This is a genomic window from Sorangium sp. So ce1335, assembly GCF_051521615.1.
Lineage (GTDB): Bacteria > Myxococcota_A > Polyangia > Polyangiales > Polyangiaceae > Sorangium.
The window spans coordinates 23,335-49,354 of sequence record NZ_CP150363.1 but is presented as its reverse complement, the minus strand read 5'-3'; the positions used below and the strand labels follow the sequence as shown (position 1 = coordinate 49,354).

The 26,020-nt window shown below is 71.7% G+C and carries 20 protein-coding genes and 1 tRNA gene; 12 read left to right on the top strand and 9 right to left on the bottom strand.

Going from position 1 to position 26,020, the window contains the following annotated elements; translation table 11 throughout:
- Positions 1-27: 27 nt before the first annotated feature.
- Positions 28-1,020, bottom strand: a complete 993-nt coding sequence (locus tag WMF24_RS00175) for a hypothetical protein (protein ID WP_437734300.1) — start codon at positions 1,018-1,020, stop codon at positions 28-30.
- A 108-nt stretch (positions 1,021-1,128) separates the two neighbouring features.
- Positions 1,129-2,649 (bottom strand): RNA polymerase factor sigma-54, encoded by a 1,521-nt coding sequence (gene rpoN, locus WMF24_RS00170; protein ID WP_437734299.1) that lies wholly within the window; start codon positions 2,647-2,649, stop codon positions 1,129-1,131.
- A 346-nt stretch (positions 2,650-2,995) separates the two neighbouring features.
- Here rpoN and WMF24_RS00165 point away from each other — a divergent pair, with 346 nt between their 5' ends.
- Positions 2,996-3,745, top strand: coding sequence for a Crp/Fnr family transcriptional regulator (locus WMF24_RS00165; RefSeq protein ID WP_437734298.1), 750 nt, complete (start codon positions 2,996-2,998; stop codon positions 3,743-3,745).
- On the opposite strand, the gene WMF24_RS00160 is transcribed toward WMF24_RS00165, so the two are convergent.
- Entirely contained in the window at positions 3,699-4,370 is a 672-nt protein-coding gene (locus WMF24_RS00160; RefSeq protein WP_437734297.1) for a response regulator, read from the bottom strand. The genes WMF24_RS00165 and WMF24_RS00160 overlap by 47 nt on opposite strands.
- A gap of 545 nt (positions 4,371-4,915) precedes the next feature.
- Here WMF24_RS00160 and WMF24_RS00155 point away from each other — a divergent pair.
- The 5 genes from WMF24_RS00155 to WMF24_RS00135 all read left to right on the top strand — a co-directional run bounded on the left by WMF24_RS00155 (position 4,916) and on the right by WMF24_RS00135 (position 10,183).
- A tRNA-Leu gene (locus WMF24_RS00155) sits at positions 4,916-5,000 on the top strand.
- Positions 5,001-5,366: 366 nt separating this feature from the next.
- Positions 5,367-8,402, top strand: coding sequence for a preprotein translocase subunit SecA (gene secA / locus WMF24_RS00150; RefSeq protein WP_437734296.1), 3,036 nt, complete (start codon positions 5,367-5,369; stop codon positions 8,400-8,402).
- Positions 8,403-8,542: 140 nt separating this feature from the next.
- The gene (fsa, locus tag WMF24_RS00145; RefSeq protein WP_437734295.1) at positions 8,543-9,193 is read left to right on the top strand and encodes a fructose-6-phosphate aldolase; all 651 of its coding nucleotides are present in this window, start codon (positions 8,543-8,545) and stop codon (positions 9,191-9,193) included.
- A gap of 8 nt (positions 9,194-9,201) precedes the next feature.
- On the top strand, positions 9,202-9,810 hold the full coding sequence (ybeY, locus tag WMF24_RS00140) for an rRNA maturation RNase YbeY (protein WP_437734294.1): 609 nt from the start codon (positions 9,202-9,204) through the stop codon (positions 9,808-9,810).
- A 64-nt stretch (positions 9,811-9,874) separates the two neighbouring features.
- Entirely contained in the window at positions 9,875-10,183 is a 309-nt protein-coding gene (locus WMF24_RS00135) for an HU family DNA-binding protein (protein ID WP_437635220.1), read from the top strand.
- Here the strand turns inward: WMF24_RS00135 and lnt are convergent.
- Positions 10,170-11,942, bottom strand: coding sequence for an apolipoprotein N-acyltransferase (gene lnt / locus WMF24_RS00130; RefSeq protein ID WP_437734293.1), 1,773 nt, complete (start codon positions 11,940-11,942; stop codon positions 10,170-10,172). The two genes, WMF24_RS00135 and lnt, sit on opposite strands and share 14 nt — an antisense overlap.
- Positions 11,943-12,056: 114 nt before the next feature.
- A complete protein-coding gene (locus WMF24_RS00125; RefSeq protein WP_437734292.1) occupies positions 12,057-12,974 on the bottom strand; it encodes an outer membrane beta-barrel protein in 918 nt (305 codons plus the stop codon).
- A gap of 235 nt (positions 12,975-13,209) precedes the next feature.
- Here WMF24_RS00125 and WMF24_RS00120 point away from each other — a divergent pair, with 235 nt between their 5' ends.
- From WMF24_RS00120 to WMF24_RS00110, 3 genes are all read left to right on the top strand, one after another.
- The gene (locus WMF24_RS00120; RefSeq protein WP_437734291.1) at positions 13,210-14,409 is read left to right on the top strand and encodes a class I SAM-dependent rRNA methyltransferase; all 1,200 of its coding nucleotides are present in this window, start codon (positions 13,210-13,212) and stop codon (positions 14,407-14,409) included.
- A 10-nt stretch (positions 14,410-14,419) separates the two neighbouring features.
- Complete coding sequence (locus tag WMF24_RS00115; protein WP_437734290.1) at positions 14,420-15,274, top strand: HAD hydrolase family protein; 855 nt, start codon at positions 14,420-14,422, stop codon at positions 15,272-15,274.
- A 167-nt stretch (positions 15,275-15,441) separates the two neighbouring features.
- Positions 15,442-17,337, top strand: coding sequence for a serine/threonine-protein kinase (locus WMF24_RS00110; protein WP_437734289.1), 1,896 nt, complete (start codon positions 15,442-15,444; stop codon positions 17,335-17,337).
- 116 nt (positions 17,338-17,453) lie between these two features.
- Here the strand turns inward: WMF24_RS00110 and WMF24_RS00105 are convergent, their stop codons facing one another.
- Complete coding sequence (locus tag WMF24_RS00105; RefSeq protein ID WP_437734288.1) at positions 17,454-18,062, bottom strand: zinc-ribbon domain containing protein; 609 nt, start codon at positions 18,060-18,062, stop codon at positions 17,454-17,456.
- 396 nt (positions 18,063-18,458) lie between these two features.
- Between WMF24_RS00105 and WMF24_RS00100 the strand changes: the two genes are divergently transcribed.
- The 3 genes from WMF24_RS00100 to WMF24_RS00090 are packed head-to-tail and all read left to right on the top strand — an operon-like array spanning position 18,459 to position 23,661.
- Positions 18,459-19,877, top strand: a complete 1,419-nt coding sequence (locus tag WMF24_RS00100; RefSeq protein ID WP_437734287.1) for a hypothetical protein — start codon at positions 18,459-18,461, stop codon at positions 19,875-19,877.
- Between the two features lie 26 nt (positions 19,878-19,903).
- Positions 19,904-21,697 carry an ABC transporter ATP-binding protein gene (locus WMF24_RS00095; protein WP_437734286.1) on the top strand — a complete coding sequence of 598 codons (1,794 nt, stop codon included), beginning with the start codon at positions 19,904-19,906 and terminating at the stop codon, positions 21,695-21,697.
- Positions 21,694-23,661, top strand: coding sequence for an ABC transporter ATP-binding protein (locus WMF24_RS00090; RefSeq protein WP_437734285.1), 1,968 nt, complete (start codon positions 21,694-21,696; stop codon positions 23,659-23,661). Before WMF24_RS00095 ends, WMF24_RS00090 begins: the two co-directional genes overlap by 4 nt.
- A 90-nt stretch (positions 23,662-23,751) precedes the next feature.
- Here the strand turns inward: WMF24_RS00090 and WMF24_RS00085 are convergent, their stop codons facing one another.
- The 3 genes from WMF24_RS00085 to WMF24_RS00075 all read right to left on the bottom strand — a co-directional run bounded on the left by WMF24_RS00085 (position 23,752) and on the right by WMF24_RS00075 (position 25,890).
- Positions 23,752-24,285: a hypothetical protein gene (locus WMF24_RS00085; RefSeq protein WP_437734284.1), complete on the bottom strand. Its 534-nt coding sequence runs from the start codon at positions 24,283-24,285 to the stop codon at positions 23,752-23,754.
- Positions 24,286-24,330: 45 nt separating this feature from the next.
- Positions 24,331-25,314 carry a porphobilinogen synthase gene (gene hemB / locus WMF24_RS00080; protein WP_437734283.1) on the bottom strand — a complete coding sequence of 328 codons (984 nt, stop codon included), beginning with the start codon at positions 25,312-25,314 and terminating at the stop codon, positions 24,331-24,333.
- Positions 25,315-25,527: 213 nt separating this feature from the next.
- A complete protein-coding gene (locus WMF24_RS00075; RefSeq protein WP_437734282.1) occupies positions 25,528-25,890 on the bottom strand; it encodes a DUF4339 domain-containing protein in 363 nt (120 codons plus the stop codon).
- Positions 25,891-26,020: the final 130 nt, after the last annotated feature.

The following is a 26,020-nucleotide window of genomic DNA, read 5'->3' as shown; positions in this document are numbered from 1 at the left end:
GGGCCGAGACTACCCCAGGGCGGCCGGCTACGCCCCCCACCAGAGCATCTCGTGCACCTGGCTCTCGCCGCGGACGGGCACGATCACCCGGATCTTCTGGTCCTCGATCTGGACCACGTGCGCGGGGAAGCTGTCGGCCGGGTAGTACACGGATTTCACGAAGCCGCCCGCGTCGAGCCAGAACAGGTGGACGCCCTCCGCGGTCGCCCCGTGCAGGAGGAGCATCCGCCCGCCGCCGAGCAGCGCGAACTCGAGGCTCTTGAAGCCCATCTCCTCGAAGCGCTCGGGGGACGGGAAATCCTCGCCGACCGACCTGAGCTCCGGCAGGTGCGCGCGCAGGTGCTTGTAGAGCGTGTCGTACCGCACCTTCGCGAGCCTCGGGATCCGCCGGTCGCCCGCGGCGATGATCGGGAGCTGCTCGGCGTCGAAGGTCGGCACCTCCACGTGGGTGCGGTAGCGATCCACGAGCCTACCGCGGCCGATCTCCTCCTCGCTGAGCGCCTTGAGCCACCACTGGAAGATCGCGAGATCGCCCGTCCCCGCCCGCGACTCGAGCCGGACCAGCGACTCCCACAGCGGCCGCCGGACCTGCCATTTCCCGCCGTGGTTCCTGACGACGCACGCCCCGACGTAGAGCGCCCCGTGCGTCGCGAGGGTGACGATCATGGGCGGCTCCCCCGCCCTGCCCGCCGCCGGCGCGCCGCCCGCGCCCCGCGCATCCCCTGCGCTCGTCGCCGGCGCGAGCCACGCGTCGCGCCGCTCGCGCGTCAGCGCCGCGCCCAGGCGGTGGACCGAGGCGTCGGAGAAGTCGAGCCCGAGGTCGGGCGCGCCGAACGCCCCGGGCGCGAGCCGGGCGAACACCTCCGCCGCGTGCTCGATCTGGGCCAGGATCGACGGGTTCCCGGCCGGGTTCGCGTCCGTCGAGCGCGCGCGCGCCAGGTCGGCGAGCGCGTCGGGCGGGTAGTGCGGCGCGAAGTAGCGCTCGAAGAGCTGTGCGGCCGTGATCGGATCGGCGGGCATGGCGGGAACCAGGGCGGGGACAGGAGCAGGGATAGGCGCGGGGACAGCCGCGGAAATGGGGACCGGAATCGGGGCGGAGATCGCGGGGCGCCCGGCGGGCGGCCCGGCTCAGAACATCTTCTTGCGCTTCGACGAGCTCAGGATGCCGAGCATCTCGCGGTACTTGGCCACGGTGCGGCGGGCGATCTTGATGCCGTCCGTCTCCTCGAGGATCTTGACGATCGCCTGGTCGCTGTACGGATTCGACTTGTCCTCGGCCACGATGATCTTCTTGATCGCCTGCTTGACGCTCTCCGAGGCGATGTCCTCGTCGGCCACCCGGTGGATGGATGAGTTGAAGAAGTACTTGAGCTCGAAGAGCCCCTGGGGCGTGTGCACGTACTTGTTCGACGTCACGCGGGAGATCGTCGACTCGTGCATGCCGACCGACTCGGCGACGTCCCTCAGGATCATGGGCTTCAGGTAGCCCACGCCGCGCTCCAGGAACTCGCGCTGCTTCTCGACGATGCACTCGGTCACCTTGATGATCGTGCGCCGCCGCTGCTCGATGGCGCGGATCAACCACTGCGCGCTCCGGAGCTTCTCGCTGATGAACTCCTTCGCCTTCGGGTCCTTGAGCATCCGCTGGGCGAGGTTCTCGTTGATGTACAGCCGCTGGAGCCCCTTGTCGTTGTCCGTGACGACGAACTGATCGCCGTCCTTGATGACGTACACGTCGGGGGTGATGGCGATGGTCTTCTCGTCGACCTCGGCGAAGTTGCGCGCCGGCACGCTCTCCAGCTTCTGGATCTCCTGGACCGCGTCGTAGACGTCCTCCAGCGAGATCTTCAGCGCCTTCGCGATCGCGGGGAAGTTGCGCCGCTCCACGTTGTGGAGGTGGTCCTTGATGATCGCCATCTCGATCTCGTCGAAGCCGAGCACCTCGGCCTGGATGCGCAGGCACTCCGACAGGTCGCGCGCCGCGACCCCGACCGGGTCGAAGCGCTGGATCATCGCCAGCACCTCCTCGGCGTCGTCCGGGTGCAGCTCCGCCTCCCGCGCCAGGTCGGCGAGGCTGAAGTCGGGCCCCTTCGTCCCGTCCGGACGTTCGCCGCCCTTGAGGTCCAGGTACCCTTTCTCGTCGAGGTTACCGATGACGAGCAGGGCGAACTGCCGCTCGTTCTCGACGAAATCGCTCATCTGGAGCTGCCAGAGCAGGTGATCGCGCAGGTTCGACGGTTTCGTCAGGTTCTGGTCGATCGGCGGCAGCTCCTCGAAGCCGCCCCGGTGCGCTGGCATTGCCTGCTGGAGCTGGCGATTTTCCAGGAATTGCTCCCAGTCGACCTCCTTGACCCGCTTTTCCGTCTCGCGCGCCGCGATGTCGGTGTCGCGGTCGAACCGCTCGCCGTTCTCCAGCCGCTGCTCCGTCGGCAGGTCGGCGTTCCTCCCCCTCTGATCCCCCTTCTCGCCGTCCCGCGCCTTCGGGTCGGTCATGTCGTCCGCGAGGACCGGGTTGCCGTCCAGCTCCTTCCTGATCTCGTCGACCAGCTCGAGCCGCGAGAGCTGCAGCAGCCGGATGGCCTGCACCAGCTGCGGGGTCATCACAAGCTGCTGGGACAGCTTGAACTGGAGCTTCATCTCCATGCCCATGAGGAGCTCCTTCTCTCAGTTCGCCGCCTGAGCCACCCGTCGACGGGGGCCCGGGGCATTGCGCGAGGTTCGTGCCATCGAGTGTTTCATTGGTGGCCTCACCCCCAACGTAGCATCGAACGGGGCTGCGGCCCGGGTCTTGCTTTCACGTCTGCACCAAAAAATAGCGCAGCGCCTGGGTCCTGCATCGCTGAACACATGTCAGCCATCGACCGAGGCAGGATTTTTTCGCCCTGCCTGGGAGCTCTGCCCTCGACCTGTTTGGATTGGCCCCCGTCCTCGGATCGTTGCACCATCGGCGATCGAACGGGAGGCTTGAAATCCCGAAAGGCTGGGCGAAGGCGCGATGGAACGGCCGAAGGAGCGCGGACCTACGCTGGGGCTCGAGGGGGTGCGCGGCGAGGCATCGCAGGACCCCGAGAAAGAGCGGATCCTGTCGCGCTCACCGCTCGCCCGCCTGACGCCGATCAGCCGCCAGGCGCTGCTCGGTATCGGCAGGTTCGAGCGGCTCGCGCGCCGGCAGACGCTCGTCCAGCAGGGCGCGCCGGCGCGGCACCTCGTCGTGCTCGGGGCGGGCCGCGTGAAGGTCGAGCGCGTCGCCGACGGGCGGGTCTTCCCGCTCGGGCACCGCGGGCCCGGCGATCTCGTGGGCGAGAGCGCTGTCGCTGGCGCGGAGCTCGCTTCCGAGAGCGCGACGGTGCTCGACGAGGGCGACGCGCTCTTCGTGCCGCTCTCCGGGCTCGACCGGCTCCTCGCCGCCGACCCGACCCTCCGCGCCGCGCTCGCGGCGGCGCTCGTGGCGCGCCAGCTCGAGACCGAGGCGCGGCTCGGCTCGCTGCTCCTCTGCACGGTCGAGGCGCGCCTCCTCGAGTTCCTCCGCGCCGCCGCCCGGCGGTGGGGACAGCCTCACGCCGCCGGCGAGCTGGTCTCGGCGCCGTTCACGCACGCCGACATCGCGCTGCTCATCGGCTCCACGCGCGAGACGGTCACCCTGCTGCTCGGCAAGCTGAAGCGCGCTGGCCTGATCTCGTTCGACCGGCGGCGGATCGTCATCCGGGATGGCGAGCACCTCGCGGCGCGCGCCGCGTCGACCTGATCGTCCGCCCGGAGGGGCCGCTGCGCGTCCTGCGCGGGAGCCGGATCACGGCGCCGCCGCGCGTGTCGGCGGAGGCGGCGCTGCGCGCCTCGACGGCGGCGCCGCGCGGCGCGGCCGGGGCGGCCGCCGCCTCGAGGGCGGCCGGGGCGGCCGCCGCCTCGAGGGCGGCCGGTACGTCTCGCTCGCCCGGTCCGCACCGCTCCGGCTCGCCGAGCTCGCCGCGGAGCAGCCGGAGGCGCGGGAAGACCCCGGACTTCGTGGAGGGCGGGGCGCCGAGGTCGACGAAGATCGTGCTGAGGAGCCGGCCGAAGGCGTACGGCTTGAGCAGGACCTCGCTCACCTCGTCCGCGCCGTCGCACGAGACCGGCTCGTCGGCGCAGAAGACGATCCGCCGGGGCATCGTGCCCTCGCGCCGCAGGCGGCCGAGGATCTCGCGGGCGCTCTTCGTCCCGGGGGCGAGATCGATCAGCGCGACGTCGTAGACGCGCTCGCGCGAGAGGGAGATCGCGTCGTCCAGCGTCGCGGCCGGGCTGACGAGGGCGCCGCGGTTGCAGAGGAGGAGCGCCGTGGCCCTCCGGAGGACGTGGTCCTGATCGAGGAGGAGAACGTTCGGTTGGTACGTCATCGGTATCCCTGCGGCTTGCAGTCGAAGTGCGCCGCATCGACGGGGACGGCCACGAAGGCGCTCCCGTCGTTCAGCGGCAGCATCCGCGTCCGCGGACGGTGCCCCCTCTTCGCAACGCACGTGCCGACGCAGGGCCGCCGCCGTCGCCCTCCCCTCCTCGGCCGTGGATCCAGGCGCCAAATGCAGCCCTTCGCGCGGCGCCGCGGGCCGTGCTGCCCCGCGGCCCCCTCGACCGTCGCTGTGCCCGTTTCGCGCTCCTCGCGCGGCGCCCCTCCGCCCCGGCGACGACCGCGCCCCCATGCTGTCGGCTCGCCCACCGCGCGCCTGCTGGCCGGTGCGCGGTTCGTGCGCACGGGCCAGCCCAGGTTTGCGGCCCCTCCGGGGCGGTGCCCTCCGCCGATCCGCCCGGTGCTCCAGGTTCCGCCCCGGCGTGGACCTCCCGTCCGGGTCGCCTGCAAATCTCCGCCCTGACGCGATCAGCGCAACGCGGCAAACTAATTTTCCCGCTTGATGAGGCTGGCGTGGGGTGCCACAAGCGTCCGCGCGCACGAGTGGCGGAATTGGTATACGCACCGGTTTTAGGTTCCGGCGCCGCGAGGCTTGGGGGTTCGAGTCCCCCCTCGTGCACCACGGCTTGAACTCGACCGCCTTGCGGCACGACGCGCCGTAGCTCCTCTTCGACGGGGGCGGCATCCCTGGGGCGGTCCGGGCTGGGCGTGGGACCGGCTGGCGCGTGGGAGCGGGTGGGCGTCCACGCAGCCCTGCGCGCCGCGCGCGCTCCGCGGGCCGCCCGCCGCCGCCCGCCGAGGACCGGCGATCCGGGGCGCCGGCGCGTCGGTCGGGCGCCGATCGCGCGCCGGTCGGATCGACGCGGCGGCGCAGTCGACGGCGCGCGCGGTCCCGGAATTGCGCGGCGCCCGCGGCGCGACTACGTTCGCGTTCCTCGGCCGGACCCTTTCCTCCCACCTGACCGCCGCGGAGCCAAGGCACGTAAAGATGTTCACTTGGGCGATGAAGAAGATTTTCGGCACCTCGCACGAGCGTGCCATCCGCCGCATGCGACCCCGGGTCGAGGCGATCGGCAGGATGGAGCCGGAGCTGCAGAAGCTCTCGGACGCCGAGCTTCGGGCCAAGACCGCGGAGTTCAAGGAGAAGCTCTCCAACGGGGCGACGCTGGACGACATCCTGGTCCCGGCGTTCGCGGTCTGCCGCGAGGCGTCGAGGCGCGCGCTCAAGATGCGCCATTACGACGTCCAGCTCATCGGCGGCATGGTGCTCCACAACGGCTGCATCGCCGAGATGCGCACCGGCGAGGGCAAGACGCTGGTCGCAACGCTCCCCTGCTACCTGAACGCCCTCGAGGGCAAGGGCGTCCACGTCGTCACGGTGAACGACTACCTGGCGCGGCGCGACGCCGAGTGGATGGGCAAGCTCTACGGCTTCCTCGGCCTGTCGACGGGCGTGGTCGTCAACCAGCAGGGCGACGCCGAGAAGCGCCAGGCCTACCGCTGCGACATCACGTACGGCCAGAACAACGAGTTCGGCTTCGACTACCTGCGCGACAACATGAAGTTTTCGGCGCTCGAGTACGCGCAGCGCCCGCTCCATTACGCGATCGTCGACGAGGTCGACTCCATCCTCATCGACGAGGCGCGGACTCCGCTCATCATCAGCGGCCAGGGGGAGCGCTCGAGCGACAAGTACCGCACGATCAACGAGGTCATCCCCCAGCTCCGGAACGAGGAGCATTACGCCGTCGACGAGAAGGCGCACTCGGTGACGCTGACCGACGAGGGGGTGGAGACGGCGGAGCGGCTGCTCGCCGCGCTCAAGGTGCTCAAGGGCACGAACCTCTATGATCCGGTGAACCTCGAGACGCTGCACATCCTGAACCAGTGCCTGCGCGCGCACACGCTCTACAAGCGCGACGTCAACTACATGGTGCGCGAGGGCAAGGTGCTCATCATCGACGAGTTCACCGGCCGCGTCCTCGCGGGCCGCCGGTGGTCGGACGGCCTGCACCAGGCGGTCGAGGCGAAGGAGAACGTCCGGATCCAGGAGGAGAGCCGGACGATGGCGACGATCACCTTCCAGAACCTCTTCCGGCTCTACAAGAAGCTCTCCGGGATGACCGGCACCGCCGACACGGAAGCCTCGGAGTTCCACAGCACGTACAAGCTCGACGTCGTCATCATCCCCACGAACAAGCCGGTGCTCCGCGTCGACTACGAGGATCTCGTCTACAAGACCGAGAAGGAGAAGTTCACCGCGGTCATCAACGAGATCCTCGAGAAGCACGAGCTCGGCCAGCCGATCCTGGTGGGCACGACGAGCGTCGAGAAGAGCACCGCGATCAGCCGGATCCTCACGAAGCGCGGCGTGAAGCACAACGTGCTGAACGCGAAGCACCACGAGAACGAGGCCTACGTGGTCGCGCAGGCGGGCCGCAAGGGCGCCATCACGGTGTCGACCAACATGGCCGGTCGCGGGACGGACATCATCCTGGGCGGCAACCCGGAGATGCTCGCGAAGCTCAAGTTCAAGGAGCAGAACCGCGTCCCCGAGGCGGAGCCCGAGGCGTTCGAGGCGCTCGTCGAGGAGCTCAAGAAGGAGTGCAGCGCGGAGGGCAAGGAGGTCCGCGAGCTCGGCGGCCTGTACATCCTCGGCACCGAGCGGCACGAGTCGCGCCGCATCGACAACCAGCTCCGCGGCCGCGCCGGCCGCCAGGGCGACCCGGGGACGTCGAAGTTCTACCTGTCGCTCGAGGACGACCTCATGCGCATCTTCGCCGGCGATCGGGTGAAGAACCTGATGGAGCGGATGGGCATGCCCGACGACGAGCCCATCGAGCACCCGTGGGTGACGAAGAGCGTCGAGAACGCGCAGAAGAAGGTCGAGGAGCGCAACTTCGACATCCGCAAGAACCTGCTCGAGTACGACGACGTGATGAGCGCGCAGCGCAAGACGATCTACGACATGCGCCAGGCGCTGCTCGTCGGCCGCTACTCGCCCGAGATCCTCGACGAGGAGGGCAAGCCGACGGGCGAGAAGCGCGTCGTCAAGCCGCTCGCGTCCATCGTGGAGCTGGTCCGGCCGGACGTCGGCTACCTGCTCGGGATGTTCGCGAACGACCCGGTGATGCCGCTCGACAAGGACGGCAACCGCCGCGAGATCGTGCGCGCGGACTTCGAGGGGACGGAGCGGTTCGTCGAGCTCGAGAACCTGCAGCGCGAGGTCTACACGCGCTGGGGCGTCAAGGTCGAGCTCGAGTCGCGCGCCGACAAGGTCCTCGAGATCTACGACGAGTGCATCGAGCTCGTGCCGCAGGCGCTCACGGAGCAGCGGGAGCGGCTGCTCGATCTGATGGACCGCATCATCGGCGCGATGGTCGAGGAGTCGTGCCCGCCCAGGAAGCCGCCGGAGGACTGGGACTGGGGCGGCATCTTCCAGGGCTTCCGCGAGCACTTCGGCGTCGATCTGCCGGACGACGTCTCTCACATCGGCGACCAGGAGACGCTGGCGCGGGAGCTCTACGAGCGCGCCGAGAAGGCCTACGAGAAGCGCGAGGAGGAGATCGGCATCGAGCTGTCGCTCCGCATCTTCCGCCACCTCTACCTGGAGGAGCTCGACAAGGTCTGGGTCGATCACCTGACCGACATGGACCACCTCCGCGACGGCATCGGCCTGCGCGGCTACGGGCAGAAGGACCCGAAGCAGGAGTACAAGAAGGAGGGCTACAACATGTTCGTCAACATGGTGGCCCGCGTCTCCTCGAACGTGGTCACGAAGCTCTTCAGCGTGAACGTCAGGCGCGCCGAGCAGGAAGAGGCGCAGATCGAGGCGGCCGATCGGCAGCGGCACGCGGCCGCGCTGCTCGACGCGGTCGCGCAGCACGAGGAGTCCCTCCCGATCGGCGCGAACCCCGCGCTGGCGCTGCCGCAGCCTGCGGTCACGCAGGAGCAGGAGTGCCCCTGCGGCAGCGGCAAGCCCTTCAACCAGTGCCACGGCGCCGAGGACGAGGCGACGGTCTGAGCCGCCGCCTCCCCTGCTGCCTGCCCGCCTGACGGGGCGCGATCTGGCGGCGAGGGCCTCCCCGAGGCCCTTGCTCCTGCGCCCTGCCCCCGCATGAACACCGGCGGAGGGCCGGCTCACCGGCCCGGGGAGGCAGGGCCATGAAGGTCTTCATCGATTCAGGGGACATCACGGAGATCAAGGAAGCGCAGTCGATGGGGGTCATCGACGGCGTGACGACGAACCCGTCGCTCCTCGCCAAGGGGGGCAGGCCGACGAGGCAGGTGATCGCCCAGATCTGCGAGGTGGTCGACGGCCCCATCTCGGCAGAGGTCGTGGCGGTCGAGAAGGACGCGATCCTCCGGGAGGGGCGCGAGCTCGCCAGGATTCACCGGAACGTGGTGGTCAAGGTCCCGCTCATCGACGAGGGGCTCAAGGCCGTCCGGATCTTCGCCGCCGAGGGCATCAAGACGAACGTCACCCTCTGCTTCTCGGCTGCCCAGGCGCTCCTCGCGGCCAAGGCCGGCGCCACGTACATCTCGCCGTTCGTCGGCCGGGTCGACGACGCGGCCGGCGACGGGATGGATCTCGTCTTGCAGGTCGTGACCATCTACCGGAACTACGGCTTCCCCACGCAGGTGCTCACCGCGAGCGTGCGGCACCCCGTCCACTTCGTTCAGGCGGCCATGATCGGCTCGCACGCCGCGACGATGCCGCTCAAGGTCATCAAGCAGCTCACGAAGCACCCGCTGACCGACGTCGGGCTCGCCCAGTTCCTGGCGGATGCGAAGAAGATCCCGGAGCTGGTATAGCGGAAGCCGTGGCGGAGAAGCGCAAGGAGAGCTCGGGGCTGAAGCGAGGCGGGAGCCGCCCGGCGGCCCCCGCGGTCGTGGCGATCACGACGCAGGGCGGGCCGTTCAAGGGGGTGTCGACGGCGGTCGTGCGCCGGCGGGCGGGCAAGATGCTCGATCACCTCGCGCTGCACGGCGTGGAGCTCTCGGTGGCCCTCGTGAACGACGAGGCCATCCACGAGCTGAACCGCACGTACCGGCGCAAGGACAAGCCGACCGACGTGCTCGCCTTCCCCCTGCGCGACGAGAACAGCGCCACCGCGCGCCGCCGCGGCCGGCGCGGCCCCGTCGATCCGTCGGCATGGCACGGCCTGCTCGGCGACGTGATCGTCTCGGTCGACACGGCCGCGCGGCAGGCCGCTGAGCGCGGCCGGCCCTTGCTCGACGAGATCACCATGCTGCTCGGGCACGGCCTGCTCCACCTGCTCGGCTACGACCACAAGACCGACGCGGAGGAGCGGGAGATGACGGCCCTGACCCGGGAGCTCGAGGCCGCCGCCGCGTCACGGGGCAGCAGTCCCACTGGAATCCGGCCGCGCACCGGCGTCGCGAGGCCGAATAAGACGGGGGCGCAATGACTTATCGCTTGCGATGCGAAACCTCGCTTGTTAAACGGACGCCCCCTTTCGACTTGGAGGAAACATGCCCGGTTCGAACAAGCTGACCAAGGCACAGATGATCGTCAGTCTTGCCGAGACCACCAACCTCGACAAGAAGTCCGTGGCCAGCGTGCTCGATGCGCTCAGCGAGCTGGTGAAGAAGGAGCTCGGTCCGGACGGGCCGGGCGAGGTCACCGTTCCCGGCCTGGTGAAGATCAAGGCGAAGGAGACCCCGGCCACGCAGGACCGGGAGGGCATCAATCCGTTCACGAAGCAGCCGATGACCATCAAGGGCAAGCCGGCGAGCCGCAAGCTCCGCGCGGCGCCCGTGAAGGCGCTCAAGGACGGCTGAGCGGCACATCGGCCGCAGCGTGCGCGGTCGCATCGGCCGACGCGCGCTCCGGCTCTCCTGCGGACTGGCGCGCATCCGAGGGGATGCCTGCGGCCCCCGGCGATGCGTTCGCCGGGGCCCGGCGCGCCCGGAGCGCGCAGGCGACGACCGCGAGGACGAGCAGCGACGCGAGCGGGACGTCGCCCAGGCGGGTGTAGAGCGTGAGCGGCGTGTCCCGGATCGTCGGGCTCGCGAAGGTGATCTCCGGCGCGGCGCCCTCGCTGCGGCTGCGCACCACGCCGCGGGCGTCGACCCACGACGTGACGCCCAGGTTCACGGCGCGAACGAGGTCGCGCCGCAGCTCGATCGCGCGCATCACCGCGAGCCGCGCGTGCAGCTCGGGCTCGGCGCTTCCGGTGAACCAGGCGTCGTTCGTGACGTTGACGAGGAGGTTCGGGGTGAGCGTCGCGGTGATCCACCGCCCCACCCCTGTGAGCGTGTCCTCGTAGCAGTTGAGCACGCCGATCCGCAGCGAGGGCCCCTGCTCCCGGGGGAGCGTGAGGGCGCGCGGCTCCGCGCCCGGGATGAGCCCGCCGCTCTTCTGGAAGGTGCGCCGCAGCCAGGGCAGGTAGGCGCCGCCCGGGACCGTCTCGCCGAACCAGAGGAGCTGGAGCTTGTCCTGCGTCGGCTGCATGCTCCCGTCCGGGAGCACGAGGGTCGCGGAGTTGTGGCTGTTCCGTTCCTCGACGCCGTCGGCGGCCTTCACGGGCGCCGCCTGCGTGATGAGCCCGGCGAGGACCGGGCCGCGGACGCCAGGCCCCAGGATCGCGCGACGGCCGCGCGGCGCCTGCCGGGCGCTGTGCGGGAGCGGGTACGGATACGCCGCCTCGGGCCAGAGGGTGAGCTCGGCGCCGCCGGCCTCGGCCTCGCGGGTGAGCTCGTGCAGCGTGCGAAGGATCCGGGGGTGGTTCTTCGGCTGCCAGCGCTCGTGGGGCCCGACGGCCTGGTTGACGAGCGCGACCCGCGCCGTGGGCAGGCCGGCGCTCGCGCGCTCCACCGCGGCCATCCGCAGCGCGCCGTGGGCCGCGAGCAGGCCGAACAGCCCTGCGCTCGCGAGCGCAGGGTAAGCGACCGCGCGGGACAGGCGCGGGCGGGCGGGACGCGCCGCCTGCGCGGGCACGCCCGCGAGCGGGCGCCCGCCCGGCGCCTTTCCGAAGGCCGCGAGCCCCGCGCGCGCGAGCAGGGCCGCCCCCACGGCGAACAGCACGGAGACGCCCCGCTCGCCGATGAGGTCCGCGAGCTGGACGAGCGCCGGCCAGGGGCTCATGAGGCCGGCCGGCGTCCATCCGAAGACGGTGGGGATCGCCACGGCGGCGAACACGCCGGCCGCGAAGGCGAGCTCGAGCGGGGCGCGCAGGCGCCGGAGGAGCGCGCTCGTGATGCCGCCGCAGACGGCCCAGACCAGCGACTGGGCGGCCGCGAGCAGGACCAGCGCGAGGTACGACGCAGCCGAGCCGAGCGGCGTGAAGCGCTGGATGACCTCGGGCACGAAGCGCAGCCCCACGATGCCCGCCGCCGTTCCCCAGGCGGCACCGCGGCCGAACGCGCGCCAGAACGTCGGCGCGTCGTGGACGGCGGCCGCCAGCAGGGCGAGGCCGGCGATGACCGCGGGGTAGAGATCCGTGGGCGGAGCGGTCAGGGCGAACGTCGCGCCGCCGGCGACGGAGAGGAGCAGCGGGGCGCGGCCGCGAGGCGCGCGCTGGGTCGAGGCCTTGGGCACGAAGCGGCGTTATACCGCGCGGAGGGCGCCCGGGCCGCGAAGGCGCCAGGGGGGAGAGAGAAACCGAGGCGAGCCCCGCCCGATCGAGGCGGGGAGGAGGCTACGACGCGCCGCTCACCAGTACACGCTGAGACCACCACGGAAGAGGCCCCCGCCCGACGTATCGGTCGTGCGGCCGGTCGCGGGATCCCGGAACTCGGGAATGAGCCCGTCGTCCGTGCGTCCGCGCACGAAGCCGAGCGCGTCGATGTTCAGGGCGAGCCGCGGGGAGAGCCGGAACTCGAGGCCGATGCCGCCGTGCACGCCGAAGTAGTCGTACTCCGTGTTCGGAACGAACTCCTCGCCGCTCGACGCCGCGCCGAGGCGCTGCTCGACCTCGGCGTGCGACATGTTGAGGCCGCCCGTGAAGTAGAACTGCGTGCGGCTTCGCGGGTTGACGAACAGCATGCCGCTCAGCGACAGCGGCACCTCGGTCCTCGCGTCGCCGTTGTAGTCGGTGCCAGCGAGGAAGTCGGCGCCGAGATCGAGCGCGAACGCGGGAACGGGCCGGTAACGCAGGCTGATCCCGACGCCGCCCATCCCGGCGTCCTCGGCCCCGCCGTGCTCGCGGCCCATCATGAGGCCCTCCATGCGGAAATTGACGCCCCAGTGGCGCCGCCAGCGCTTCTTCGGAGGCGGGGGCGGCACGGGCGGGGTCGTGCGGCGCACGATCACGCGGGGCGGAGGGGCGGTCCCGGGCGCCACAACGATGACCTGAGGGGGCGGACCCGAGGGGGACTGGTACACGACGACCGGCGGCGGGGCCGGGCGGGTCGCGCGCCTGGCCCGCGGCGGGGGCGGGGCGGGCGGCGGCGGGGGCAGCGCCTCGGCGGGCGGGGCCTCCTCGGCGGGCGGCGCCTCCGCCGCCGGGGGCGGCTCCACTTCCTCGCAGAACCACGCGCCGGGAGGACAGTTGGCGTTCTCCTGCGCGAGCGCGCTCATCGGCGCGGTCATCGCCACCGCAACAAGGGCATGGGTCAAGCAACGGCGCATCGGGCGACTCCTCTTCGGTGCAGGGAAGTTAGCAACCGGGATGCCATCGACCATCTCGCGGGACTGTCGTCACAATGGCCTGGAAGCACGCCGGCGTGCATCGGCCGCCACGGCGCGCTGTGGCGGAAGGTTCACACGCGCGCCGTCCAGCAGGGTACTAGCTCGAACGGCAAACGTCACGGCGCGGCCGCCCCCGTCGGCGGCCCTGCCAACATCGAGAGCAATCGGATCCACCATGCCTACGGTTACGTTGAAGCAGGGCCATGTTCGGCCCGTGTGGTCGGGGCATCCCTGGGTGTTCGCCCAGGCGATCGCGCGCATCGAGGGCGGCGCCGTGGCCGGCGACGAGGTCGTGGTCACCGACCCCTACGGCAGCGTGCTCGGCCGCGGGCTCTACACCCCGCGCTCGGCCATCCCGGTGCGCATGTACACGCGCGAGGACAGGCCGATCGACGCGGCCCTGTTCCGGCACCGGATCGAGCGCGCCATCGCCCACCGCCGCGAGCTCGGCCTTCCCGCGCGGGCGCCCGGCCACGAGACCGACGCCTTCCGGCTCGTCCATGCGGAGGGGGACGGCCTCCCGGGGCTGATCGTCGATCTGTTCGGCGACGTGGCGGTCGTGCAGCTCGGGACGATCGGGGTCAAGCGCCGCGAAGGGGTGATCTTCGACGCCCTCCAGGCGGCGCTCTCGCCCCGCGCGATCGTGGACAGGACCCCGGAATCGCTCGCGAAGCTCGAGGGGTTCACCCCCGACGCCGGCGTCGTGCGCGGCGACCCCGGCCTGGATCAGCTCCGGTTCGTCGAGCGAGGGCTGCGCTACACGATCCCGCTCGCGCTCGGCCATAAGACCGGCTTCTACCTGGACCAGCGGACGCTGCGGACCCGCGTCGAGCAGCTCGCCCACAACCGGCGCGTGCTCGACGCGTTCTGCTTCGTCGGCACCTTCGCCATGGCGGCGGCCCGCGGCGGGGCCAGCGAGGTCCTCGCGATCGACGAGAGCGCGACGGCGCTCGAGGTCGGCGCGGAGTGCGCGCGGGAGAACGGGCTGATCGACCGGATCACCTTCACGCGCGACGACGCCCGCAAGGCGCTGCAGAACGCGTCCAGGCTGGGGGGCTACGACCTCGTCATCTGCGACCCTCCGAAGCTGGCCGGCACGCGCGCGTCGAAGGACGCCGCGCTCACGGCGTACCGGCGCCTCGCGGCCGCGGCGTGCCGCGCCACGCGGCCGGGGGGCGTCCTCGTCATGTGCTCCTGCTCTAGCGCCGTGAGCCTCGACGACCTGACCCGGGTGCTCGCGCTCGGCGCGCGCGACGCGCGCATGCAGGCCGCCGTGTTCGACCGGCACTTCCAGGGAGGGGACCACCCCGTCCCCGCCGCCTTCCCCGAAGGCCTCTACCTGAAGAGCCTCCTCGCGCGCATCGACGCGCTCTGACGATCGGCCAATGCAACCTCTCTCCCTGCTGACCCCGGACGCCGCCCGCTCCCTCGCCGGCGTGATCTTCGACCTCGACGACACCGTGCTGGACCACGGCGCCCTCACCGAGGTCGCCTACGGCGCGCTCTTCCGTCTGCGCGAGACGGGCCTCGCGCTCATCGCCTGCACCGGCAGGCCCGCCGGATGGGGTGAGGTGATCCAGCGGCAATGGCCGATCGACGCGACGATCGCCGAGAACGGGGCCGTCGCGCTGGTCCGCGAGCCGGCGGCGCCCGGCGCCGGCCCCCAGCGAGGGCTCGCGCCTGGCGCCGGCAGCGGCCGCGTCGTCCTGCTCGACGGGCTCGATCGCGAGGCCCGGCGAACCCGCCGGGCCGAGCTCGTCGCGCTCGCCGATGACATGGTGCGTCGTTTTCCTGCGGCGACGCTCGCGGACGACAACGATCAGAGGGTGACCGATGTCACCCTCGACATCGGAGAGCACCGGCGGGTCCCGCAGGAGGACATCCAGAAGATGCGCGCGGAGCTGCGCGAGCGGGGGGTGAGGACGCTGGTGTCCAGCGTGCACCTCCACCTCACGCGCGACCCGTCCGACAAGGCCACGGGCGCCGTGCGCCTGCTCGCGTCGCGGTTCGGCGAGGATCCCACCCGGGCGCGGCTCCGTTACGCCTTCGTGGGGGACAGCGGCAACGACGGCGTCGCTTTCGCCGCATTTCTGTTGACCTTCGGCGTCGCCAACGTGCGCGCCCACCTCGGCAAGCTCTCGGTGCCGCCGCGGTTCGTGGCCTCGCTTCCCATGGGGCGCGGGTTCGCGGAAATCGCCCACCGGATCGCCGAACTGCGGAAGAATGCACCCGCGCCGTGATCGCCCCGTGCTGCGATCCTCCCCACACATGGAGCAGGTACCCTAGCCGCGACGCGCGCCAAAGGAATAGGATCGAGCTTTCGGGAGGAGCGTGCCTCCCAACCCTTTACAGGGGCGCGTGTTCTCGGGGACCATGACTTTGGTCCCTCGCCCGCCAGCGGCAGCAGATGGCGTTTCGACCCCCGACCCCCGGCCTCCTCGTCGACAACAAGTACCGCCTCGCGGAGCGCATCGGCGGGGGCGGCATGGGCGACGTGTTCCGGGCGGAGCACGTGCTCGCAGGTCGCGCCGTTGCGATCAAATTCCTCCACCCCGAGCTGGCGGACAACTCGGAGCTCTCGCACCGGTTCTTCCAGGAAGCGCAGGCGGTCAACCGGATCCGCCACCCGAACATCGTCGACGTGATCGACGCGGGCGTCGGCGACCTCGGTCCGTACATCGTGATGGAGCACCTCGACGGCGAGTCGCTCGGCATGGCGCTCGCGCGCTTCGGCCGCCTCGACATGGAAGCCGCCGTCGGCGTCGCGATCCCGGTGCTCGAGGCGCTCGACGCCGCGCACCGCGCGGGGATCATCCACCGCGATCTGAAGCCCGAGAACATCTTCATCGCCTTCGACCCGAGCCGCGGCTCGGCCGTCGTCCGGCTGCTCGACTTCGGCATCGCCAAGGTGCTCGACTCCGACGGCCCGTCGCCGCGGACGCGCACGGGCGTGGTGTTCGGCACGCCGGACTACCTGTCGCCGGAGCAGGCCACGGGGGACTCGCCGCTCGACGGGCGGAGCGATCTCTTCTCGGTCGGCGTCCTGCTCTACGAGGTGCTCACGGGAACGCGGCCGTTCCGCGCGCCGACCGCCGTGGCGACCGCGTTCCGCGTCGTGCACGCGGAGGTGCCCACGCTCGCGTCGGCGGGCGTGACCATCGACCCGCGGCTCGAGGCGATCGTGCAGCGGCTGCTCCAGAAGGATCCCGCGAAGCGCTTCCAGACGGCGGGCGACGTCGTCCGCGAGCTCGAGCGCGTCGCGCCGGACGCCGCCCGCCGGACGGCGGCGCTCGGCAGGTTGATCAACGTCCAGCGGCGGATGGCCCTGAGCCTCGGGAACGCCCCGCCGGAGAACGAGCGCGATCGCCTCTCGTCGTCGCGCGACCGATCGCGCGTGGGCCCGCCGTTCGACGTGAGCTCCGCGCCGCCGATGCGCATCTCGCCGCCGCTCGTGTCCGGCAGCCGCGTCACCGAGGCGCCGCCCGTCATGCGGCCGTCGTCCGAGCCGGCGAAGCCCGCGCCCGGCGTGACGCTCTCGAACGCGCTGCGGAACCGGGGCTCCGAGCCCACCCTTCTCTCGCAGCGCGGCGAGTCGCTGCCGACGGTGCGCAGCGCCGACCTCGGCCTCCGCGCCGAGCCGACCGTGCGCAGCGCCGACTTCGGCAGCCTGATCAACCGGCAGCGCGACACGCGGCGGCCCAACGTGACCCCGGTCCGGCCGCTGCCGGCGCGCTTCGCGGGCCAGTACCAGGTGCGCGGCCCCGTGCTGCGGAGCGTCGATCGCACCATCGTGGACGAGTACGGCAGGAGCGCGCGCGACGAGGTCGTCGCGCAGATGCCGCTCCGCTACGCCGACGACTTCCGGCACGACTCGATCAACGCGCTCGTCGGCTACGATCTCGAGGCGCTCGACGCGTACATGGAGCTCGCGACGTCGCTGGTCCTGCGCGATCTCGAGCGCTGGCGCGACATCGGCAGGCTCGGCGTCGGCGGCGAGCTGCACAGCCTCGTGCGCACGCTGTTCGCGCGCCCGCTGACCGACATCGCGTCGCTGATGCGCCGCGGGACGTCGATCTGGTCGCGGCTCTTCACGTTCGGCTCGTGGCGCGTGGCCACCGGCCCGACCGGGCGGGTCACCCTCCACATCGGCGACTTCGATCCGGCCTCGCTGCCGCTCCGGCTGTGGGTCGTCGGGATGGTCGAGGAGACGGCGCGCCGCGCGTCCGGGGGCGGCGTGAAGGTCACGATCACCCTCGGCGAGCTCGGCTTCACCTCCGAGCTCGCCTGCGAGATCAGCCTCTAGCGTCGCGGTCGCGCGCAGGTCGCGCCGCAGCGCCGCGTGACGAGGGCCCCTGCTGGGGCACGTGCCCGCCGATCGTCGGCGGGACGCACGCGGCGCCGGGCTTGTCTACAGGAACTTCAGGCAGGCTTGCGGGCGCGGTAGCACGCCTGACAGAACACGTCGCGGCCCTCGACGGGCTTGAACGGGACCTCGCCCTCGGAGCCGCACGACTTGCACGTGATCGAGAACGTCGGACGGTTGCGCGGAGCGCGGGGCTGCTGCGCCGCGGCGCGGGCCGGCGGCGCCGCGCGACGCTCGCCGGCGAACGACGGGGCGCGGTAGTTGCCATCGTCGCGGACAGGCGCGCCGCCGCGCGGGCGCTGGTGGAAGTGGCTCGGCGCCGTCCAGGCAGGCGTCATCCCCGAGTACGCGTCCTGCATCGGGCTGCGGTACTCGTTCACGTCGCCCGTGTAGCGAGGCTTCCGAGGCTGTCCGCCGCCGCGCGCCGCGCCGCGGAACCCTCCGGCGCTCCGGGCTGTTCCGGGGCGCTGGTGCTGCGCCGCGCGAGACGTCGACGCGCTCGCGTGCTCCCCTCGGTTGTCCTTTCGCGCGCGGCGGCAGGTCCGGCACCGCTTGGGCGGGGCCGCGAGCTTACGTTCGGCGTAGACGGCCGCTTCCGCAGCCGAGAACAGGAACGACGTGCCGCAGCTCGCGCAGACAATGTGCTCGTCTCGATGCTGTTCCATGATTCCTCTTTCGTCAGGCCGACGGGCCTCGCAGGCTCACGGGCTCGGATGCTCGGGCAACTTGCGGAACGCACGTGACCGGAGCGCCCGGGAGCTGCCCCGCTGCGCCGGAGGAGCGCACTTTACGCGGGGGATCTGGATGGTACGGGTGGGATCGCCCTCTTGATGGGGCACGGGAGCGCCTACGGTGACATGCTTGTCAGGGCGGTCAAGCGTGCCGCCTCCACACATCACCGGGATCGATCGCGCGGCGTGGAGGCTTTGATTTCGAAGCTCCTCACGATACCATCCGCGCGACTTTCGCCGAGGAGCGCGGCTCCTCATGTACAGCTCCTCCCGTGAAGGACCACGGGCAACACCCGCCCACGCAGCGCCCCTCCCAGCCCAGTCGAAGCAATGAGCCACCCCTCCCTGCATCTCACCGCTCGTGACTTCGACGCGTACGCCGCCGAAAAGGCGACCTCGAAGGCCTACTCGCGCCCCCGCCTCGAGGTGAAGCAGCGCGCGCTCGCCTGGGCGCGCGGCGTCGTCTCCCGGCTGGCCGAGCTCGGCATCTCCGTCGACGTCCACGGCTCGGACGAGCACCCCTCGATCCGCAACAAGCACCGGGCCGACTGCCAGTGGGTCTTCTTCTGGCGCGACCAGGCCGCGCGCGACGAGCTCGATCGCCTGCTCGACCGCGGCCGTTCGATCTCCGAGGCGATCGACGATCCGAGCCCCTACACGCGGCATGCGTTCCTCGCGCTGCGCATCTCGGAGGGCGAGGTGCAGGTGTGCTTCGCGGTCCACCCGGACGCGAAGGTCGATGTCGACAACCTCCGGGCGCGCGTCTCGGCGACCGAGGACCCGACGGGCGCGCCGGCGTCGCCGCTCGCCGCCGAGCTCACGAGCGCGCTGCACGCGCTCCCGGAGCAGTTCTCGTTCGGCGCCGGCGGGGGCGAGCGCGTGGCCTGCAGCGCCGCCACGCCCGACGCCATCGCGGAGATGCTCCGCCGCGCCGCCGATGGCCAGGTGCCGCTCTGGATCGGCTGGGCAGTGCCGCGGGAGACGGCGATCGAGCACGCCGACATCCTCGACGAGCAGCTCGAGGACGCGATCGTCGCGCTCGCCCCCATCTACCGGCTCGTCGCGTGGTCGCGCGAGAACGACCGGATCGCGCTCGATCGCAAGCTCGAGGGCATCGAGCAGGAGCGAGCGCGCGCGCACGCCGAGCTCGAGGCCGAGAACGAGCGGTGGCGCGCCGAGCAGGCCCGCGCGCGCGAGCGATCGATGGAAGAGGCGCGGGCGCGCGGCGACGAGCGCGTCGAGGCCGCCCTCCCCGCCCGCCGGCCGACCCTGGCGACGCTGTTCAAGTCGACGAGCGCCGCCGGCGGCGGTCGCGGAGAGCCGCGCCCCGCGCCGAGGCACGGCGGAGAGGGCGGCGCTCCGGCCCGGCGAGCGCAGCACGCCGAGGCGGAGCACCCGGCGAAGGCCGAGGCGCCCGCTCCCCAGAGGCCGTCGGCCGAGCACGCGCCGCGAGCGCAGCGCGCGCCGTCCGGCGAGCCGGACACCGCCGCGCGGCTCGCGCCGGAGCCCGCGAAGGGCGGCGTCATCGAGAAGGGCAGCCGGGTCCGCGTGCGACGAGGGCCCTTCGGCGACAAGATCGGCGTGGTGAGCGAGCTCGACGGGCGCGGAGGGGCGCGCGTCCTGCTCGGCTTGCTCTCGACGAGGCTCGAGATCGACGACCTCGAGCTCATCGTCGAGGGAAGAGAGCGCCCTGCCCTCGCGACGTCGCACCGCAAGCCGCTCGCCCCGACGCCGCGCAAGGCGCGCTGAGCGTCGTCCGCGCGGCTCTCCCCGAAATGGTCAAGCAAGATCCTTCAACTTATCCCGTCGGCCTCGGCGCCCAGTTCCGCGACAAGCTCCCGCTCTACCTGGCCGGCGCGGCGCTGCTCGCGGCGCAGCAGCTCCTCATGGCCAAGCGGGACTTCCTGGTCAGGGACGCCGTCGACGCGGCCGTGAGGCTCCAGTCGACCGCGGCCTCGCGCGCCGCGCTCATCATGCTCGGCGTGAGCGTGGCCGCCGCGGTCATGCGCGTGTTCTCGCGCGTCACCATCTTCACGGCGGGCCGCAACGTCGAGTACGAGCTCCGGGCCGTCCTGCTCGCGCGCCTGCACAAGCTCGGGCCGGCCTTCTTCCGCAAGATGCCGACCGGCGAGATCATGAGCCGGGCGACGAACGATCTGACGCAGGTCCGGCTGCTCCTCGGCTTCGGCCTGCTGAACGTCGTCGGCTCGATCTTCGCCTTCGCGAGCGCCCTCTACGTGATGCTCAGCATCTCGAAGCGGCTCACGCTCGCGGCGCTCGTGACGATGCCCGCGCTGATGCTCGTCACCCGATCGTTCTCGACGAAGCTCTTCGTCCGCACCCGTGACAACCAGGAGGCGATCGGCGCCATGAGTGACCGCGTCCTCGCGAGCCTCGCGGGCGTCAGGGTCGTCCGCTCGTTCGCGCTCGAGGCGTCGGAGATGGCCGCGTTCTCCAGCACGAACCAGGCCTACCTCGAGAAGAGCCTCGCCCTCGCGAAGCTGCGCGGCTCCATGGGGCCCCTCATGGGGGCCATCAGCTCGGTCGGCGTGCTCATCGTCTTCTGGTACGGCGGGCAGCTCGTGCTGGAGGGGCAGATGACGCAGGGCGACTTCGTCTCCTTCTGGCTCGCGCTGCTGCGGCTCACCTGGCCGGTGCTCGCCCTCGGCTTCGTCGCCGCGATCGTGCAGCGCGGCCGCGCCGGCTACGCGCGGCTGAAGACGATCTTCGATGCCGTCCCCGAGGTCGTGAGCGGCCCGACGCCCGCCCCCGAGGTCGTCCGCGGCGCCATCACCGTCAACGACCTGACGTTCTCCCACGGCGCCAGGAAGGTGGTCGACGGGGTGAGCTTCGCGATCGAGGCGGGCGGGTCGCTCGCGATCGTGGGCCGCACCGGCTCGGGCAAGAGCACCATCGCCACGCTGCTCGCCCGGCTCATGCCCACGCCGCGCGGCACGGTGCTCCTCGACGGCATCGACATCTGCGATCTGCCCCTGGAGACCGTGCGCGCGAGCATCGGCTACGCGCAGCAGGACGCCTTCCTCTTCTCGACCACCGTGGCCCGCAACATCGGCTACTCGCTCGACGACCCGGACTCGCCCGCCTCGTTCGAGGTCATCCGCGCGGCCGCGGCCGAGGCCGAGGTGCTGAACGAGGTGCTCTCGCTGCCGGAGGGCTTCGACACGGTGGTCGGGGAGCGGGGCGTCCAGCTCTCCGGCGGACAGCGCCAGCGCGTCGCGCTCGCGCGCGCGCTCGTGCGCGAGCCGAGCGTGCTCGTCCTCGACGATCCGCTCTCCGCCGTGGACGCGAAGACCGAGCAGGCCATCCTCGCGGCGATCGAGCGGCAGGCCGCGCGGCGGACCGTCATCCTGATCACGCACCGGGTCGCGGCCGCGCGGCGGTGCGACGCGATCGTCGTGCTGGAGCAGGGTCGTGTCATCGAGCGCGGCACGCACGACGAGCTCGTCCGCGCGGGCGGGCTGTACGCGTCGTTCGCCGAGGAGCAGCAGCTCGAGGAAGATCTCGCGAGCTTCGAGGCGCCCGCCTCGCAGCCGGTGGGGCTGTCGTGACGCAACCGGGAACCGGAGAGGGCGCGGCGATGCAGGCGAAATCGAGCGGCGGCCCGGCCGCCGGAGAGGCCGACGCGCGCCCGCGGCGACCGGCGCAGGTGGCGACGAGCAACGGCCGCGGGGCGAAGAAGGCGAGCCGCACCGAGGACGTGCTGAGCCGCTTCCACGAGGAGTCGCAGCTTGGCGAGGCGTACGACGCGCGCATGCTGCTGCGGCTGTGGCCGTTCGTCCGCCCCCAGGGCAAGCACCTCGCGCTCTCGCTGGCGCTGCTCATCGTCACGGCCTCGCTGGCGCTGCTGCGTCCGCTCATCATGCGCGACGCGCTCGACGCGTTCGACCAGCCCGGCGGGCTCGCTCACCTCACGCGCGCCGGCGTCCTGCTCACGGGCATCATGGTCCTGGAGCAGTCGCTCGCGTTCCCGCAGCTCTACCTGATGCAGCTCGCCGGCGCGCGCGCGATGGCCGACCTGCGCGTGCGCGTCTTCGGCTTCCTGCACACGCGCCGGCTCGGGTTCTTCGATCGCACGCCGGTCGGCCGGCTCGTCACGCGCGTGACGAACGACGTGGACGCGATCGGCGAGATGTTCGCGTCCGGCGCGCTCAACGCGTTCGGAGATCTGCTCCGGCTCGCCGTCATCGTCGCCGTGATGCTGTCGCTCGACTGGCGCATGTCGCTCCTCGCTTTCGCGGCGGTGCCGCCCGTCGCCATCGGCGTCAACTGGACGCGGCGGCGGATCCGCGACGCCTTCCGCGAGGTGCGGTCGAAGACGGCCCGGATGAACGCGTACCTGAACGAGCAGGTGTCCGGGATGGCCGTCGTGCAGGCCTACGCCCGGGAAGAGCGCTCGGCCGAGGAGTTCGACGAGATCAACGAGGCCTACCGCAGCGCGAACAACCGCTCCATCGTGCTCGACGCGACGCTCGACGCCGCCATCGAGATGGTCTCGAGCGTCTGCATCGCCGCCGTGCTCTGGTACGCCGGCGTCAAGAGCCTGAAGGAGCAGGTCTCGTTCGGGACGCTGTTCGCCTTCGTCGCGTACATCGACATGTTCTTCGTCCCGATCCGCGATCTCTCGGCCCGGTACACGCTGCTGCAGTCGGCCATGTCCGGCGCGGAGCGCATCTTCGAGCTGCTCGACAACAAGGACGAGGACGCGATGGCGTCGACGGCGGCCGCGACGACCGGTCGCGGCGAGGCCGCGAAGGCCGCGGACGAGAGCGTCGCGTTCGAGCTCGACAACGTCGTGTTCGGCTACAAGCCGGGCGCGCCCGTGCTGCGGCAGGTCTCGATCGCGGCGAAGAGCGGCGAGAAGATCGCGCTGGTCGGGGCGACCGGCGCCGGCAAGAGCACCGTGGCGTCGCTGCTGCTCCGCCTCTACGACGTCGAGGAGGGCGCCGTGCGCGTGTTCGGCCGCGACGTCAGCGCGTACCCTCGCGACGAGCTGCGCCGCAAGTTCGCCGTTGTCCCGCAGGACGTGTTCCTGTTCCCCGGCACGGTGCTCACCAACATCGCGGCGGGCGACGCGATCCCCGATCGCGCGAAGGTGGTGAACGCGCTGAACCGCATCGGCGCCCTCGATCTTTTCGAGCGCCGCGAGGGCGGCCTCGACGGCCCCGTGCTGGAGCGCGGCAGCAACTTCAGCGCAGGCGAGCGCCAGCTCATCGCCTTCGCGCGCGCGCTCTACCGCGACCCACCGATCCTCATCCTGGACGAGGCCACGGCCAACGTCGACAGCGACACGGAGGCGCGCCTCCAGCGCGCGCTCGAGGGGGCCATGGCGGGGCGCACCGCGCTGATCATCGCGCACCGCCTCTCGACGATCCGCGCCGTCGATCGGATCGTCGTCTTCCACAAGGGGAGCGTCGTCGAGCACGGCACGCACGAGGACCTGCTCGCCGCCGGCGGCGTGTACAGCAAGCTGTACAGGCTCCAGTTCGCTCGGCAGGCGGCGGCGCACGCCTAGGGTCGCGGCAGCGGCGCGGCCGCGCTCCGTCGGAGAGACACGTCCGACGGATACCGCGCGCGGCCCGCCCCTTGGGCCGTGCGCTCTCTCTCAGCCACCATCGCCGGCGTAGCACCGCGCGCCAGCAGCGCCCGCACCGCCCGCCGCCCCCGCCGTACCGCTGTCCGTGCCGTCCGCGCCGCCGCCGGCCCCGCTCGCGCCGTCGTCGGCGCTGCTCTCGCTGTCCGCGCCCTCTGCGCCTCCGACGACCACCCGCAGCCAGTACTCGGAGCAGCTACCGTTCATGACGACCACGTGCTGGTCGTCCACGCAGATCACCTCCGCCTGGTTGCCCGCCGCGTGCGCCAGCGTTCCGCCGCTCCTCGTGCCGTCGGGCTCGAACGACAGGTACACCTGCCACCACGTCGGCCGCCTCCCGAGGTGATGCTTGAGCGCGTACCGCATGCCGCCCGGGAAATGGAGGAGCTCGCCGTCCGGCGCCGAGGTCTCGTAGATCCCTCCCTCGGGCACCGCCTCGGTGAACTCGATCGGCGGGTTGGCGCTCTCGGAGCGATCGCACCGGCTCGACCCACACCCCGCGGCGAGCGCGGCCGCCGCGCCCACCGCGCACGCGGCGGCGCACATCGAGCGTCGCGCAGCCCCCCTGCCCGCGCCCCGGTCTCGCATGGATCAGCCGAGCCAGCGCGCGGCGTCGAGCGCGTGGTAGGTGAGGATGAAGTCCGCCCCGGCGCGCCGGATCGACGTGAGCAGCTCGAGCACCGCGCGCTTCTCGTCGATCATCCCGCGCTCCGCGGCCGCCTTGATCATCGCGTATTCGCCGCTGACGTTGTAGGCGCCGAGCGGCAGCGTCGTCGCCTCGCGCACGCGGGCGATGACGTCGAGGTACGGGAGCGCGGGCTTCACCATGAGCATGTCGGCCCCCTCCTCCTCGTCGAGCGCCGCCTCGCGCAGCCCCTCGCGCGCGTTGCCAGGGTCCATCTGGTAGCCGGCCCTGTCGCCGAACTTGGGCGCGCAGTCGGCCGCCTCGCGGAACGGCCCGTAGAAGCCGGACGCATACTTCACGGCGTAGGAGAGGATCGCCGTCCTCGTGAGCGACTCGGCGTCGAGCGCGCGCCGGATCGCCGCGACGCGGCCGTCCATCATGTCGCTCGGCGCGACGACGTCGGCCCCCGCCCTGGCGTGGATCACCGCCGCCCGCGCGAGCACCTCGAGCGTCGCGTCGTTGTCGACGTCGACCGCGCCGGACGCGTCCTCCCGGAGCAGCCCGCAGTGGCCGTGGTCGGTGTACTCGTCCACGCACACGTCGGTCACCACGAGGAGCTCCGGCACCGCGTCCTTCATCGCCCTCACGGCGCGCGGGACCGGGCCGTCCGGATCGTAGGCGCTCGTGCCCGACGCGTCCTTCGTGCGCGGGAGGCCGAAGAGGATCGTCCCGCCGATGCCGAGCTCCTTGCAGAGCCGCGCCTGCGCGGCCGCGGCGCTCACCGGGAGCTGCGAGACGCCGGGCATCGTCCCCACCGGGCGAGGCGCGTCGAGCACCTCGTTGAAGAACAGGGGGAGGATGAAATCCCCCGGGTCGAGGGACGTCTCCCGCACCAGGGCGCGGAGGGCGGGAGAGCGACGGAGCCGGCGCGGTCTCTTCGTGGGGAACACGGCGGCGGAGCATAGCAGCCCTGCGCCCGGGGGCGCCGCTCCGGTCGCGGCGCGCGCGATCCGCAGATCGCGGACGCCGGGCGAATCGGCTAGGGTTCGCCCGAAACCGCCCGCATGAGACAGGCTCCCCCACTCCCCGTCATCCGGCCGCGCTCGCCCCGCCGTGCGCGGCGCGCCCGGCCGGCGCCAGCCGGGCGCGCGGAGGGAGATCGCTCAGCGGTGCGCCGCTCCAGGGCGCACGGCCGGGTGCGCCGCCGCTCCGGCGCGCAGCGAGGTCCTTTCTCCGGACAGCGGGACCGTGTCGTCGTCGTCCGCCGCAAACTCCTCGTCCGGCTGCACCGCGGGCGTCGCCGCGTCGACGACCGTGACCATTGCGATGTCGGACAGCGGGCGCCACACGGTCCACGCCTCATTGCGGACGAAGCTATCGAGCGGGACCATTCCGCTCTCGATGCCCCGCGCGAGCTGGTCGAGATTGACCGGCCCGACCGATCGCTCGCCGTTGCTGACGTACCATCGGTCCGGAAAGCCGCGCTCCGAGCTCCGCAGCTCCTCGAACAGTTTCACAGATCTCATCGAATGGACTCCAGAAACCGCCGGACGTTGAATCGAACGGGTGCGATTCTATACCCCTAACGCAACGAGTCAACATCACTGCAGAATCGCTATGACAATCAACGTCTGCCATGAATGAGCGACAGAATGA

Excerpts from the sequence above, each read along its gene's own strand:
- WMF24_RS00165 (WP_437734298.1), top strand. The coding sequence starts at position 2,996 with ATGGAACGGCCGAAGGAGCGCGGACCTACGCTGGGGCTCGAGGGGGTG.
- secA (WP_437734296.1), top strand. The coding sequence starts at position 5,367 with ATGTTCACTTGGGCGATGAAGAAGATTTTCGGCACCTCGCACGAGCGT.
- WMF24_RS00085 (WP_437734284.1), bottom strand. The coding sequence starts at position 24,285 with ATGTGCGCCGCCGCGTGCGCGGTGGGCGCGGCGGCCGCGCTCGCCGCG.
- WMF24_RS00120 (WP_437734291.1), top strand. The coding sequence starts at position 13,210 with ATGCCTACGGTTACGTTGAAGCAGGGCCATGTTCGGCCCGTGTGGTCG.
- rpoN (WP_437734299.1), bottom strand. The coding sequence starts at position 2,649 with ATGGGCATGGAGATGAAGCTCCAGTTCAAGCTGTCCCAGCAGCTTGTG.
- WMF24_RS00135 (WP_437635220.1), top strand. The coding sequence starts at position 9,875 with ATGCCCGGTTCGAACAAGCTGACCAAGGCACAGATGATCGTCAGTCTT.
- WMF24_RS00105 (WP_437734288.1), bottom strand. The coding sequence starts at position 18,062 with ATGGAACAGCATCGAGACGAGCACATTGTCTGCGCGAGCTGCGGCACG.
- WMF24_RS00075 (WP_437734282.1), bottom strand. The coding sequence starts at position 25,890 with ATGAGATCTGTGAAACTGTTCGAGGAGCTGCGGAGCTCGGAGCGCGGC.
- WMF24_RS00100 (WP_437734287.1), top strand. The coding sequence starts at position 18,459 with ATGAGCCACCCCTCCCTGCATCTCACCGCTCGTGACTTCGACGCGTAC.
- WMF24_RS00175 (WP_437734300.1), bottom strand. The coding sequence starts at position 1,020 with ATGCCCGCCGATCCGATCACGGCCGCACAGCTCTTCGAGCGCTACTTC.
- WMF24_RS00115 (WP_437734290.1), top strand. The coding sequence starts at position 14,420 with ATGCAACCTCTCTCCCTGCTGACCCCGGACGCCGCCCGCTCCCTCGCC.
- WMF24_RS00095 (WP_437734286.1), top strand. The coding sequence starts at position 19,904 with ATGGTCAAGCAAGATCCTTCAACTTATCCCGTCGGCCTCGGCGCCCAG.
- fsa (WP_437734295.1), top strand. The coding sequence starts at position 8,543 with ATGAAGGTCTTCATCGATTCAGGGGACATCACGGAGATCAAGGAAGCG.
- WMF24_RS00160 (WP_437734297.1), bottom strand. The coding sequence starts at position 4,370 with ATGACGTACCAACCGAACGTTCTCCTCCTCGATCAGGACCACGTCCTC.
- WMF24_RS00125 (WP_437734292.1), bottom strand. The coding sequence starts at position 12,974 with ATGCGCCGTTGCTTGACCCATGCCCTTGTTGCGGTGGCGATGACCGCG.
- WMF24_RS00110 (WP_437734289.1), top strand. The coding sequence starts at position 15,442 with ATGGCGTTTCGACCCCCGACCCCCGGCCTCCTCGTCGACAACAAGTAC.